The organism is Sandaracinus amylolyticus (genome assembly GCF_021631985.1).
In the GTDB taxonomy this organism is placed as follows: Bacteria; Myxococcota_A; Polyangia; order Polyangiales; family Sandaracinaceae; genus Sandaracinus; species Sandaracinus amylolyticus_A.
The window spans coordinates 7,333,081-7,345,675 of sequence record NZ_CP070225.1 but is presented as its reverse complement, the minus strand read 5'-3'; the positions used below and the strand labels follow the sequence as shown (position 1 = coordinate 7,345,675).

The following is a 12,595-nucleotide window of genomic DNA, read 5'->3' as shown; positions in this document are numbered from 1 at the left end:
GTGGCTCTCTGCGATCTCGAGCGCGGCGTGCCGCTGCGTATACTCGCGGTCGTGCACGTGACGAGAGCGGCGATCGGGATCGTGATCGGGCTCGTGGTGATCGGGTGTGGTGACGAGCCCGATGCGCCGGTGGTCTCGGAAGAGGTCGCGCCCGCGCCGGTGGTGCCTCGCACCGAGACCCGCGCGACGCCCGACCCGCTCTACGGTGCCGATGGCGAGCTGCTCGAGTCCGACGAGGTCGTCGCGGGGCTGCGGCTGCCGCGCGGCCTCCGGCCGATCCTCTCGCAGGATCGACGGCACGTGTACGGCAGCGACGTGCCGCTCGTGAAGATGCAGCGCTACTTCGGGCCGCGGCTCGTCACCGGTCAGGTCGACACCCGACCGAGCGGGCGCGCCACCTTCGTCGACGCGGTGCCGCGCGACGTGCGGGGCGGCGAGGTGCGGCTCGACGTGACGATCGAGCCGGCGTCGGGGACCGCGACGCGGGTGGAGATCGTGGAGCGCATGCCGGCGCCGATCAGCGCGCCGCCGGAAGAAGAGACGCTGCGCGAGGCCCGCGAGGCCTGGCGCCAGGCGGACTGATCGAGGGCTCGCGCCGGTGGCGCGACGTGCTCGCGCCCGAGCGAGCACCACCGCGTGCCGATGGAGCGACCACCGCGCGCTCGTCGCGCGACCACCGTGCGGTGGTGGATCGACGAGCGGGTCGGTGGTCTGCAGACCACCGCGCGGTGGTCCGTCGACCACCGCCACGCCCCACGATGGTGAGGGCTTGTGCGATGCCGCGAATTGGCCGTGAAATCGCGCGATCTGGGGAGGCGATCATGGCCACGAAGAAGAGCTCCAAGAAGAAGTCGGCGAAGAAGACCGCGAAGTCGGCGAAGAAGTCGGTGAAGCGCACGCGATCTCGCACCGAGACGCCGCTGATGACCTCCGACGAGCGACGGAAGCTCGTGAAGGCGCACGACGGCTACGACGATCTCATCGAGGAGGTCGTGCGGAAATGGTCGAACGACACCGCGCTCAAGGTCCCGGGGCTCTCGCCGGCGAAGCTGACGAAGCTGTTGCGTGATGCCGAGCGCGCGAAGAAGAAGGAAGCCGAGCTGCGCGCGGCGCTCGAGCGCAAGCTCGGCGCGTCGTACGACGCGAGGCTGCGTGCCGAGCACGACGCGTGGCGCGCGGTGCTCGACGTGAACGCCGCGGTGAAGCTCTTCGCGCGACGCGACGGGGCGCTCGCCGAGCGCTTCGCGTTCCTCACCGACGCGCTGACGGCGAAGTCGGCGGGCGACGAGCGCAAGGAGGAGTGATCACCGGGCCTCGGGCGGGAGCGTGTCGCTCGCGTCGCGATCGATCGGCGCGGGCGCGCGCTCTCGCGCGAAGCGCGAGGCGAAGCGGGCGATGCGGCGCGACTGCGGGGCGTCGAAGAAGGGCGGAACGTCGCCGCGCTCGTAGCTCATGATGTTGCCGGGCGTGCTCGAGTGCGGGTTGCCGAAGTAGTGCCCGAGCTCGTGCGCGAGCACGGTCGGCCCCCAGATCGCGGAGACGATCACGAAGTGCGCGCCGGGGCGTCCCGCCGGGCGCCAGTGCACGCCGCGGCGCATCTGCGAGGGGTCGTCGACGTCGCGCAGCGAGCGCACCACGAACCAGTCGATGCGCGAAGGATCGAGACGCGCGCCGAGGGCATGACGATCGGCGCGCGTCTCGAGCCGCGCGTGGGCGTCGGGCAGCGGGGCGCGCGAGTCGACGACGAAGCCGACGCCGTGGGGCGCGAAGATCTCGTTCGCGCTCGCGACCTGCGCCGAGAGCCACGCATCGTCGGTGATCGGCGCGCTGCTTCCGTCGGCGTCGCGCGCGATCTGCACCCGCAGCGGGAACACGCGGAGCGCGGGCTGGGCGTGGGTGACGAGCGCGGAGAGCGAGAGCGCGACGAGGCTCGCAGCGAGCGCGGTACGGCCGAGCACGGGCGCACTCTGCCACGGCCGGCATACTCGCGGCATGCGTGCCTCGCTCGCGTGGGTGCTCGTGGTGGGCTGTGGCGGGGCGGCGGTGCCGAGCGCGAGCACGCCGGCGGTGTCGGCGCCGCCGGTCGCGGTCGAGGCGCCAGCGGCGACGATCGAGGAGCCGGCCGCGCCGGGCGCGCAGCTCGCGGGAGGGCGGCTCGGGCTGGTGCTCGAGGGCATCGCGCCCGGCGAGTGGACGCTCGCGGGGCGCTTCGGGGTGAGCCCGGGCGGGCCCGATGCGGCGAGCGATCACGTGCTCGCGCGCACGACCGATGCGGGCACGTACTCGCTGCACGTGATCGCGTGGGACTCGCTGCGTCCCTCGACGCTCGGCGTGGAGAGCGAGCTGCGAGGCGCGCGGTCGATCGTGTCGGGCGATCCCGAGCTCGCGATCGCGGCGGTGCTCGATCGCCGGCGGATGCGCGAGCGAGCGGAGGGCCCGGAGCGCTCGCTCTACGACGAGCACCGCGCCGAGGTGATGGCGCAGCTGGTGGTCGCGGTGCGCGAGGGCACGATGGTGAACGTCGCGCTGGTGTGCGAAGAGAGCGCGGCGTGCGCGGCCGACGATCACGCGCGGGTCGCGCAGGAGATCGCGAGCGCGCTGCGGCGGGGGCCGCGACTGGCGCGCGAGAGCACGTGGACGCTGCGGCTGCCCGATGGTGCGACCACCGATCGTGTGGTGCGGGTGACGCTGCCGCGATCGATCGTCGCGCTGCCGCCGCGCACGGTGCGGTACGAGCCGGAGATCGTGACGCCGCTGGTCTCACTCGACACCGGCGCGCTGGTGCTCGAGCTCGCGATGCGCATCGACGCGGGCGAGGACGCGGAGTGGACGCTCGATCCCGGATCGCGCGACGTGGGGGAGGGCGAGCCGCGCGTCGCGCGCGTGCCGTGCGAGCCCTTCGTGTGCACGGCGCGCTTCGTCGACGAGTCGGTGCGCGACGCGCTGATCAACACGATCGCGCGGGCGACCACCGAGCCCGCGCCGGCGATCGAGGAGCGACACGCGCTCGCGGGGGGACGGCTGGTGCTGCGGCTCGCGAGCGGGCGGATCGACGACGCGTGGCGCGACGCGCTGCACGAGTACGAGCCCGGTGATGGGCCGGACGACTACCACGATCACCACCTGCGCTTCGGTACTGCGGAGGGCGACGACGTGCTGCTGCACCTCGACGTCGCCGACTCGTTGCGGCCGGGCAGCGACGTGCTCGCCGCGCTCGCAGCGACGAGTCAGGGAGACGCGCAGCGCATCGTCCCGCTCGCGGCGAGCGACCCCTCGCTCGAGATCGTCGCTGCGCTCCCCAGGCGTCCTCGCGATGCCGAGGAAGCACGCTTCGTCGCTGCAGTGCTCGTGGTCGCCGAGCGCGAGGGCACGGCGCTGATGGTCGATCTCTACTGCATGCGCGACGAGCGCTGCGTCGCCGAGGACGACGCGGCGCTGCGCGAGCTCGCGCGGCGCTTCGAGCGCGGTGCGCCGATCGCGACTGCGCGCACGCTCGAGGTGTCGATGGCGGAGCGCGTGATCGCGATCGAGCTGCCCGAGGGCTACGTGCTCGATCGATGGGACGATCAGTTCCACGGCGGCTGGAGCGTGACCGCGACGCACGTGCGCGCGCCGTATGCGCAGCTGACGTTCGAGGACTCGGGCGCGTCGGAAGGCGCGTCGGTGGAGAACGTGGGGCGGAGACTGCGCGGGCGCGCGACGTTGCAGCTCGGCGAGGAACGGCTCGCGCTGATCGAGCGGCGGGGGAGAGACGGCACGGTGTGGACCGCGGACCTCGGGTGCCGCGAGGGCGCGTGCATGGTGATGATCACGACCGAGGATCGCGCCGAGCGGGAGCGGCTGATCGCGGCGATGGCGGGGGCGACGGTGACGCGGAGGCCGCCGTGTCTGCGCGGCTACGTCGACGACGAGAGCGCCCTCAACGTGCGCGCGTCGCCGGGCGCAGAGGCGCCGGTGACGGGTACGGTGGCGGTCGATGGCGAGGTGACGATCGCGGAGACGCGAGGGCGGTGGTCGCGGACCACTGCGCCGATCGCGGGATGGGTGTGGGATCGCGCGATCGTGCGGAGCTGCGAGTGATCGGCGAGCGGTGGAACAGCCGTGCACGTGGACGATTCACGACGCGGCGTCGTGAGGGGGCGGCGCCGCGCTCCGCATCACGCGCCGCCGCGCTCGATGGCCCGGCGCGCGCTCGATCAGAGCTCGACGACCTCGATGCGGCGGTTCTGGGCGCGGCCTTCCTCGGTGTCGTTCGGCGCGACGGGCTGGGCGTCGCCGACGCCGACGGCCTCGACGCGCGACGCGTCGATGCCGTGCTGCACGAGATAGTCGCGAACCGCCTGGGCGCGCTGCTCGGAGAGCCGGAGGTTGCGGCGCGGGTCGCCGAGGTTGTCGGTGTGCCCCGAGATCCGCAGCCGCGCGCTCGGCCGGTGCACCAGGTACTCGACGACACGATCGAGCCGCGCGAACGAGTCGGGGGTGATCGTCGCGCTGTTGCTCTCGAAGAGCACGTCCTCGAGGACCAGCCGCTCCTCCTCGGGCTGGGCCGCGGTCGCACCGGCGGCCGGGGCCGCGCGGCGGTGCCTGCGGTAGCGCAGGGTCAGCCGGATGTCCTGGCGCGGGCCGCTCGGCACCTCGACGTGCGCGCTCGTGGTCCGGCGGCCGAGGCTGAGGTACTCGATGTCGTAGCGCTGGCCGGTCGGGACGAGCACCTCGGCGTACCCGGCCGAGTCGGTCTCGCCGGTGTAGAACGCGCGCCCGTCGGCGCCGGTCAGCTTGATCACGATCCCCGGGATCGGTCCGGCATCGGGATCGACCACGAAGAGGCGCATCGCGGCCTCGCTGGCGGTCGCGGTGATCTGCGAGGGATGATCGCCGCGCGCCTGCCCCGCGTCGTCGGAGCTCGAGAGCTGGAACTCGTCGCTCGCGGGTTGCTCGGATCCCGAGCTGCTCGAGGACGATTCGGTGCTCGTCGACCCGCCCGATCCGCCGCAGCCGATCAGGAGGAGCACGACGAGCGGGAGCTGCACGCGAGGAAGCGCCATGACGCGCGAGGCTACCACGCGAGCAGTGCGCGGAGAGCTATCCGCCCCGAGCCCGGAGGACGCGCTCGAGATCGGCACGCGCCGGCCCGGTCTCGGCCGCGTGCGACTTCCGCAGCAGCGCGCCGACGTCCGGATGATCCGCGCGCACCAGCAGATCGCGCGCGATGTCCTTCTCGTGACGCTCGCCGTGGCGCACCACGTCGATCAGCAGCTCCGCCGCCTCGATGCTCGGGATCTTGCCGATCGATGCGAGCGCGGCGCGCCTCGTCTCCACGTCCTGGGCGTCGCGGTAGATGCGCGAGAGCGGATCGAACGCGTGGCCGAAGTGCAGGCTCTGCACCGCCGCGAGCGCTTCGCGCCGCACGCTCGCGTCGTCGTCGGCGAGGCCCTTGATGATCGAGACGAACGAGCGCTTGAAGAAGAGCTGACGCACCGCGCGCATCACCGCGGCGCGCACCCGCGCGTCCTCGTGGCCCAGCATCCGCTCGAGCGGCGCGAGCGCGGCGTAGATCTCGACGCGCCCGAGGTGGCTCGCGAGCACCGAGAGCGTCTGGGGGCGCAGCGATGCCGCGCCCGCGTCGGGCGATCCGAGCTGGGCGAGACGACACAGCAGCGCGCGGCGCCGCGTGAAGTCGGGCCATTTGTCGTCCTGCACCACCTCCGCCATCGTCTCGGCGGGATCCCCGGCCTGCTCCCACTCGATCACGTCGAGCCGCCAGATCTCGGGGTACGCGGTGTCCATCCGCAGGTAGTCGGGGAACGAGGGCATCGGCGTCTCGTCGTCCGCCATGCCCTTGAGGCGCTGGGCGAGGCGCGAGTAACGCGCGCGGCGCTTGTCGGAGAGCGGGAGCGCGGCGAGCTTCGAGTAGATCTCGCGGACGCGCGAGTAGAGGCCGAGCTCGTTGTACGCGTCGATCGCCGCGGCGTAGCTGTTCTCCGCGAGCTCCGCGGTGGCGCCGCTCTCGATCGCGCGCTCGGCCGCCATCACGTGGGTCTCGCCGCCCTTGGCGCGATAGAAGCGCGCGTAGGGCATGCTCTGGCGGCGCGCGAACTCCGCGGCCTCGCGATAGAGGGTCGCAGCGGCGTGGAGCTCGCGTCGCTGCAGCGCGAGCGACTGGAAGTCCTCGTAGTACTGCAGGACGTAGTACTTGAGGCCGTCCTCGCGCAGGATGCGCACGCAGTTGAGGTAGCCCTCGGCGAGGTTCTCGAAGCTGCCCTCGCGGCCGATCGTGAGCAGCACGCCGTAGCAGTCGAACGCGCGCTCGCGGAGGCCTTTCTGCTCGAAGCCGTCGGCGGCGGCGGTGAGCAGGTGCATCGCGGCGACCTGCTGGCGGCGCGCCGGCTCGGCGTCGCCGAGGCGCGCGCAGGCGCGACCGAGGTTGAAGCGCACGAGGCCCTGGGTGTACGGGTCGTCGCGCAGCCGCGTGTCGTCGGCGAGGCGCTCCCAGAGCACGCGCGCGCCGCGATCGTTCTTCGCGAGCTCGAGCTGGATCGCAGCGTGGCCGAGCCAGCCCGCGGCCTCGAACCAGCGCGCGGCCTGCGCGTGATCGCGCGCGGTGACCGCGCATCGCGCGAGGTCGAGCGGGACGCTCTGGGCGAGCGCGTTCGCGCGCGCGAGGTCGCCGAGGAAGAGCCACGCCGCGCCCGCGGCGCGCTTGCGGCCGAGCTGCTCGTAGCAGCCCGCCATCGTGCGGAGGTACGCGCGGAACTCGTCGTCGATCACGTGCGAGCGATCGACCAGGAGCCAGAGCTTGCCGAGCGCGTCCTCCCAGCGACCGGCGCGCACGAGCTCGTTCGCGTCGCGCTCGACCTGGCGCTTGTCGATACCGCCGACGCCCATCGATCAGGCGCCTCCCCCGCGCAGGTACGCGTCGAGCTCGGCCTCGGCCTTGGCGAGATCGTCCTTCGCCTGCTTGGCCTCCGAGGGCACGAGCGACTTGCGGCCCGGCGGCATGCTGGTGCGCGCCTCGCCCGCGGCGTCGTCGATGATCGCGAGCGCGCGATCGGCGCGCGCCTCGCGCTGGGTGAGCGCGGCCTCGTCGACGACCTGCACGGTGTGCAGGCGCGGCAGGTACTCGAGGTCGAGCTTGCCGGTCGAGGGGAGCATGAAGATGCCGTAGAGCATCGCGACGTCGCGCAGGCGCTCGATCGTCTCGATCGGCACGTGACACTCGGCGTGCGTGAGGAGGTAGAGGATCGGCGTCTTCTTCTCGCGCTTGGCGACGCGCGAGAGATCGTTGGCGAGCAGCGCGAAGACCTTCGCGTAGTTGCGGCCGTGCTCGCCCTTGAAGCTGAGGACGTAGGGCACGTCGACGCCTGCTTCGTTGCGCCGCTTCGCACGGGCGTGCTGCACCTCGTAGAGGCGCGAGTCGAAGAAGCGGAAGTAGACGTCCTCGCCGCGGAGGAGGAGCTTCTTCACGAGCGTGAGCGCGAGGCCGCGCGCGAACACGCTGCGCTGACCGCGCATCGACGCGGTGGCGTCGCACACGATGTAGTGGAGGCGGCGCTCCTCTTCGCGCTGCTTCTCGCGTGCGTAGTAGAAGACCTCGTTCTCGACGAAGCGCTGATCGAAGAGGTCCTCGTCGAACGCGAGCTCGCTGAGCATCAGCGAGTCGATGGTGCCGCGGCGCTCGAGCCCGGCGTAGCCGTCGACCGAGAAGGTCTGCACGCCGGTGGCGCGCCTCGTCTCGAGCACGCTCGGGAGGAGATCGAGCGAGAAGTTCACGACGTCGTTGGCCTCGGGGCTGCCGAGCACGTCGAGGAGATCGAGCATGCCGAACGCGCTCGCGGCGCTCGCCTCGGCGCCCATCATCCCGAGCAGACGAAGGGTGTCGAGGTCGATCTGCTCGAACGAGGTCACGAGGCGCAGTCGCTCGCGCGCGAGGTGCGAGAGGAACTGCACGTCGGGATTGCGATCGGCGTTGGAGAAGAGGCCGTTCAGGCGCGGTCCGAGGTTCGTGTAGACCTCGGGATCGAGCGGGAGCGGGACGCCGATGGGGCGACGGCCGGGCCCGAGGTGTCGCTCGTAGATCGGGCCGAGCACGCGCAGGAGGATCACGGAGACGAGATCGTCGCCGAGGCGCCAGGCGCGCGAGCGCTCGGCGACCTCGGTGTTGCCGAGCTCCTCGAGGGTCTCGATCCACGCCTCGTGGGCCTGTCGCACCGAGGGCGGGACCTGGATGGCAGTGAGCCCGGCGCGCGCGCCGATGGCATCGGGCGCGCCGATGAGGAGCGTGCCGAGGTCGTGCACGACCCAGAACGGAACGGGCAGGCCCACCTTCGCGAGCGCGTTCCTCCAGTGGGCGGCGCGAAGGATCTGCATCGGATTCTCCACCTGTGCTGCGGACAGGAGGAGACCGCCGATCTCGCGCGACTGCTCACTGGAGAGAGGAATGGTCACTGAATTTTCTCAGGAGAGCACGAGTGAGGAGGAGAGCAGGAGATTGCGGCTGAGGAGAGCAGGAGTTGCAGGAGGGATTCGCTCGAAAAACAAGATCTCCTGCCTTCCTAACTTCCTGCCTTCCTAAGAAATCTCTCCTCTCCTCCTCAGAGGATCACTGGCTGAACTTGCCGGACTGGTAGACGTGGCCGAGGAGCTGATCGACCCGGGCGAGCGCGTCTTGCGAGGGCTTGGTGCCGATCGCCTGGAGCGCGGCCTTGATCTCCTGGAGCGCCTTGAGCTGCGAGAAGAGCTGGATGTCGCTCAGCGGGCGATCGCCGGTGAGCAGGTCGCGGATGCGATTGATCTCCGCGATCAGCGCGTCGACGCCGACGTCGGTCGCGCTCACGCGGCGCGCCTCGGGGTGCTCGCGATACCACTGCTCGAGCACCGGGCCGACGATGCCGTCGAGGATCTCGCTCTGATCGAGGTTGTTCCAGATGTGCTTGAGCAGGAAGAAGTCGCTCGGGTCCGGCGTCGCGCGACCATCGAGCAGCGAGCTCGCGCAGAAGAGCTTGAGCATCTTCACCGCGCGGCGATCGCTGACGCTCACGCCCTCGGCGCGGATCTGGAAGATCAGGCCCTTGTACTGGGCGAGGAACTGCTCGGGGATGCGGCGCATGCGATCGCCGAACGAGAGGTGCAGCGTGCGCAGGTCGTTCGCCGAGAGCTGAGGCTGCAGCCGATCGTACTCGCCGGTGATCTTCGCCGCTTCGTGGGCGAGGCCGCGCACCAGGAGATCCTGGAAGTGATAGCTGTCGAGGTTGTCGCTCTTCAGGCGGATGAGGAAACGATCGAAGACCGCCATCAGGTCGTCGTCGTTGGGCACCTCGTTGCTCGCGCCGAACGCGCTCACGAGCGGGACCTTCACCACGCTGCCGCCGACCGTGTAGACGCGCTCGTTGAGCACGCTGAGCAGCGAGTTGAGGATCGCGCTGTTCGCCTTGAAGACCTCGTCGAGGAAGACGATCTCGCCGGTCGGCAGCATGCCCTCCATGCGCCGCTGGTAGCTGCCCGAGCGGAACGCCTGGATGTCGATCGGGCCGAAGATCTCGTTCGGCTCGGTGAAGCGCGTGAGCAGGTACTCGAAGTACCGCGCGTCGACGAGCTTCGCGAACATGCGCACGATCGCGCTCTTCGCGGTGCCGGGCGGGCCGACGAGCAGCATGTGCTCGCCCGCGACCGCAGCGACGAGCATCAGGCGCACCGTCTCGCTCTTGCCGAGGAACGTGGACTCGAGCGAGCGCGCGACGTTCGAGAGGCGCTGGACGACCTGGTTCTGGGGAAGGCTCACGTCGATCACCTCGATCCGGACGCCACGCGCGCGGCGCGCGCGGCGGCCATCGTTCCGCTCTGGGGTGCGTGGAGGACGGTGCGCGCGCGCGTGACGAGCGCGGCGACCTCGTCGATCTGGGCGCGCGGGATCGCGCGTCGGAGCTGCTCGGCGCGGCGCTGCAGCACGGCGCGATCCCCGTCGTCGAGCGCGCGGATCTCGTCGAGCGCGAGCGAGTCCTCGAGCCACGCGGGCAGCACCGCGGCGTAGCGCAGCGCGTGGGGATCGAGCGAGCCCGGGATGCGGGTCTCGACGCGCGCGTCGAGCGTCGACGTGACGTGGATCTCGAAGAGGAGCTGGAGCGCCGGCGCGAGGAAGGGCGGCGGCGCGGAGAGCATCTCGGGCGCGAAGAGCGCGGCACCGAGCGCGCTCGCGCTCTGCCACTCGCCGCTCGCCGCGATCGACCGCGCGATGCCGCCGCGCAGCGCGGGATCGGAGAGCACGCGCAGGCCGGCGACCCCGAAGCGCAGCGGGGCGAAGCGCGCGGGCATCGCGAGCTCGGTGACGGGTGAGCGCGCGACCGCGTCGCGGAGGCGCGCCGAGAGCCCGAGCCCCGCGATCTCGTCGAGCTTCGCGAAGAGCGGGAGCACCTCGATGATCGTGTGCTCCTCGCGCACGAAGCGGACGCGCGGGAGCGCGGTGACGTTGCCGGGCACCGGGCGCCCGAAGAAACGATAGGTGTAGGCCCAGTTGCGAACGACGGTGTCGCGCCGCTGGGTCGCGAAGAACGCGGTGAGCATCGCGTGCCGCGAGAGCGCCTCGCCGCGGGTGTCGGGCGGCTGGATCAGGTCGAGCAGGCGATCGATCCAGTCGAGCACGATGCCGCGCGCGCCGCGCGCGAAGAGGCGATCGAGCGAGGGATCGGTGAGGAAGAGGAGATCGTGCAGCACCATCGCGAGGCCGACGAGGTCGCGCGAGGGCCAGGGCACGGTCTCGAGCGGTGCGATCTCGGAGCCGAGGCGATGGAGCTGATCGAAGATGCGCGACTCGGCCTCGGCCGAGGTGGAGCGCGTCTGCGCGAAGTAGTCGAGCGCGCCGGGCGCGACCGGGCGAGAGAGCTCCGCCACGTCGCCGCTCATCAGCGGCGCGAGGAACTTCACGACGAGCGCGTCGTATGCGGCCTGGAGCTTGGCGACGTCGGTCACTCGCTCTTCTTCTCGCCGGCCTCGGTCTCGGCGCGCCCCGGCGCGCCCCACAGCGGGAAGCGCGTCTCGGGGCCGTATTGCAGCGTCGGGAGCGGGGGATCGACACGATCGGGCGCTTCGGCGTGCACGACCTGGCCCGAGAGCTCGCGCAGCACGCGGCGCGAGACCGCGCCGAACGCTTCGTTCGCGATCACGCGCGGCGTGGGCGAGTCGGGCTCGAAGAAGACGTGGCCGCCGCCGCGATCACGCACCAGCTCCTCGAGCACCGACGCGGCGATCGCGGGCACGAGCGTCATGCCCGCGGGCACGTAGATGCGGGTCGCGACCTCGCCGTAGAAGCGGCCCAGCGGGACACCCTCGATGCCTGCGGGATCGAGGAGGTAGTAGGCGCGCTCGGTGACCGCGATGCGCAGCGACTCGAGCGTGCGCTGCGGGAGCACGTAGAGCAGCTTCGCGAGCCACTCGCGCTGCGACGCGGGCACGACGGTCGCGACCACGTTGCGCCACGGCGCGTTCGTCGGCGCGAGCCGGAGATCGAGCGCCATCGGGCGCATGCCCTGATCGATCGCGGCGCCGCTCGCGACGTTCTGCGCGCTCTCCATCGTGAGCGTCGAGCGCACGAGCGAGCGCACCGGCACGAAGGGCGGCGTCGGATCGACGACCGTGACCTTGCCGTCGCCGCGGAAGAGCGTGAGCCCCGCGTTCGCGAAGAGGCTCTGGCAGCTCTCGAGCGCGATCGGGTGCTTGAAGCCGAGCTCCACACCGAACGTCGCGCCGAGCGGCTCGAAGACGTGCACGCCGGGCAGCGTGCGCAAGAGCGCGATCACGCGGTGCGGAGTCTCTTCGAGCTCGAGCACGTGCATGCGCACCGGCGCGTCGTCGAACGCGCTCTGGCTCGGCCACTCCGCGAGCGCGACGCGTGCCCGCACGCGCCACCGGAACAGATAGCCGATCAGCGCGTGCCCGACGCCGACCTCGGCGGTGCACCACAGGCGCGTGGGCGCGCTCTTTCCCTCGCCGGGCGGCGCGCGATGGGGCTCGAGCTTCAGCACGAGCTCACGGAACGGGATCTCGCGCTCGAACGTGTAGACCTGGCGGAAGCTGTCCGAGTAGACGATCGCGTCGGCGGGCTGATCGAAGAGCTCGGCGACGTCGTAGCCGAGAGGCGACGCGGCATCGCGGTACTTCACGAAGTGACGCGAGGTGCCGGTGAACACCATGCCGCCCGCGAGGCGCGCGATCGCGGCGACGCGATCCATGCGGTACGACGACTCCGCGGCGAGCATCACGAGCAGCTCGCGCGTGCGGAGCGGCGTGATCACGCGACGGATCGAGAGCGACGGGAGGATCTCGTCGATCGAGCCGTCGTCGCCGTACGCGCGGAAGAACGCGACGACACGATCGAGCGAGGGGAAGAGGAGGGCGCCCTTCTGACCCAGCACGACGCCGCGCGTGTCGGGCGCGACGCCGGGGGTGCGGAAGCGTGTCTGGTGGAGCGCGGCGCGCTCGAGGTAGGCAGACATTCTCGTTGGTTCGAGCCCGACGCGAAGGGGTGTCGGAGCGTAGCATCGCGGGGCGAGGAACGAGAGCCCGTCGATCGGAGCGCTCGCGATTGCACGGTGAGGTAGGATCG

Annotated in this window: 10 protein-coding genes; 3 read left to right on the top strand and 7 right to left on the bottom strand. The window is 71.5% G+C overall.

The genetic code is table 11. From position 1 onward, the window contains the following. Positions 1-51 precede the first annotated feature (51 nt). The gene (locus tag I5071_RS31080; RefSeq protein ID WP_236516883.1) at positions 52-582 is read left to right on the top strand and encodes a hypothetical protein; all 531 of its coding nucleotides are present in this window, start codon (positions 52-54) and stop codon (positions 580-582) included. A gap of 239 nt (positions 583-821) precedes the next feature. Next, positions 822-1,304 carry a hypothetical protein gene (locus I5071_RS31075; protein WP_236516882.1) on the top strand — a complete coding sequence of 161 codons (483 nt, stop codon included), beginning with the start codon at positions 822-824 and terminating at the stop codon, positions 1,302-1,304. On the opposite strand, the gene I5071_RS31070 is transcribed toward I5071_RS31075, so the two are convergent. Then, positions 1,305-1,958, bottom strand: coding sequence for a zinc-dependent metalloprotease (locus I5071_RS31070; RefSeq protein ID WP_236516881.1), 654 nt, complete (start codon positions 1,956-1,958; stop codon positions 1,305-1,307). It abuts the gene before it with no gap. A gap of 34 nt (positions 1,959-1,992) precedes the next feature. Here I5071_RS31070 and I5071_RS31065 point away from each other — a divergent pair, with 34 nt between their 5' ends. Beyond that, entirely contained in the window at positions 1,993-4,080 is a 2,088-nt protein-coding gene (locus tag I5071_RS31065; protein ID WP_236516880.1) for an SH3 domain-containing protein, read from the top strand. A gap of 116 nt (positions 4,081-4,196) precedes the next feature. On the opposite strand, the gene I5071_RS31060 is transcribed toward I5071_RS31065, so the two are convergent. From I5071_RS31060 to I5071_RS31035, 6 genes are all read right to left on the bottom strand, one after another. Next, positions 4,197-5,045: an OmpA family protein gene (locus tag I5071_RS31060; protein ID WP_236516879.1), complete on the bottom strand. Its 849-nt coding sequence runs from the start codon at positions 5,043-5,045 to the stop codon at positions 4,197-4,199. A 37-nt stretch (positions 5,046-5,082) separates the two neighbouring features. Beyond that, complete coding sequence (locus I5071_RS31055; RefSeq protein ID WP_236516878.1) at positions 5,083-6,885, bottom strand: HEAT repeat domain-containing protein; 1,803 nt, start codon at positions 6,883-6,885, stop codon at positions 5,083-5,085. A gap of 3 nt (positions 6,886-6,888) precedes the next feature. After that, positions 6,889-8,367, bottom strand: coding sequence for a hypothetical protein (locus I5071_RS31050; protein ID WP_236516877.1), 1,479 nt, complete (start codon positions 8,365-8,367; stop codon positions 6,889-6,891). A gap of 232 nt (positions 8,368-8,599) precedes the next feature. Continuing rightward, the gene (locus tag I5071_RS31045; protein WP_236516876.1) at positions 8,600-9,778 is read right to left on the bottom strand and encodes an AAA family ATPase; all 1,179 of its coding nucleotides are present in this window, start codon (positions 9,776-9,778) and stop codon (positions 8,600-8,602) included. A gap of 5 nt (positions 9,779-9,783) precedes the next feature. Further along, the gene (locus I5071_RS31040; RefSeq protein WP_236516875.1) at positions 9,784-10,962 is read right to left on the bottom strand and encodes a hypothetical protein; all 1,179 of its coding nucleotides are present in this window, start codon (positions 10,960-10,962) and stop codon (positions 9,784-9,786) included. Continuing rightward, on the bottom strand, positions 10,959-12,485 hold the full coding sequence (locus I5071_RS31035) for a hypothetical protein (protein WP_236516874.1): 1,527 nt from the start codon (positions 12,483-12,485) through the stop codon (positions 10,959-10,961). Before I5071_RS31035 ends, I5071_RS31040 begins: the two co-directional genes overlap by 4 nt. Positions 12,486-12,595 lie beyond the last annotated feature (110 nt).

Bases quoted from the DNA above. Each gene is read 5' to 3' on its own strand.
- I5071_RS31075 (WP_236516882.1), top strand. From the start codon at position 822: ATGGCCACGAAGAAGAGCTCCAAGAAGAAGTCGGCGAAGAAGACCGCG.
- I5071_RS31065 (WP_236516880.1), top strand. From the start codon at position 1,993: ATGCGTGCCTCGCTCGCGTGGGTGCTCGTGGTGGGCTGTGGCGGGGCG.
- I5071_RS31060 (WP_236516879.1), bottom strand. From the start codon at position 5,045: ATGGCGCTTCCTCGCGTGCAGCTCCCGCTCGTCGTGCTCCTCCTGATC.
- I5071_RS31055 (WP_236516878.1), bottom strand. From the start codon at position 6,885: ATGGGCGTCGGCGGTATCGACAAGCGCCAGGTCGAGCGCGACGCGAAC.
- I5071_RS31050 (WP_236516877.1), bottom strand. From the start codon at position 8,367: ATGCAGATCCTTCGCGCCGCCCACTGGAGGAACGCGCTCGCGAAGGTG.
- I5071_RS31035 (WP_236516874.1), bottom strand. From the start codon at position 12,485: ATGTCTGCCTACCTCGAGCGCGCCGCGCTCCACCAGACACGCTTCCGC.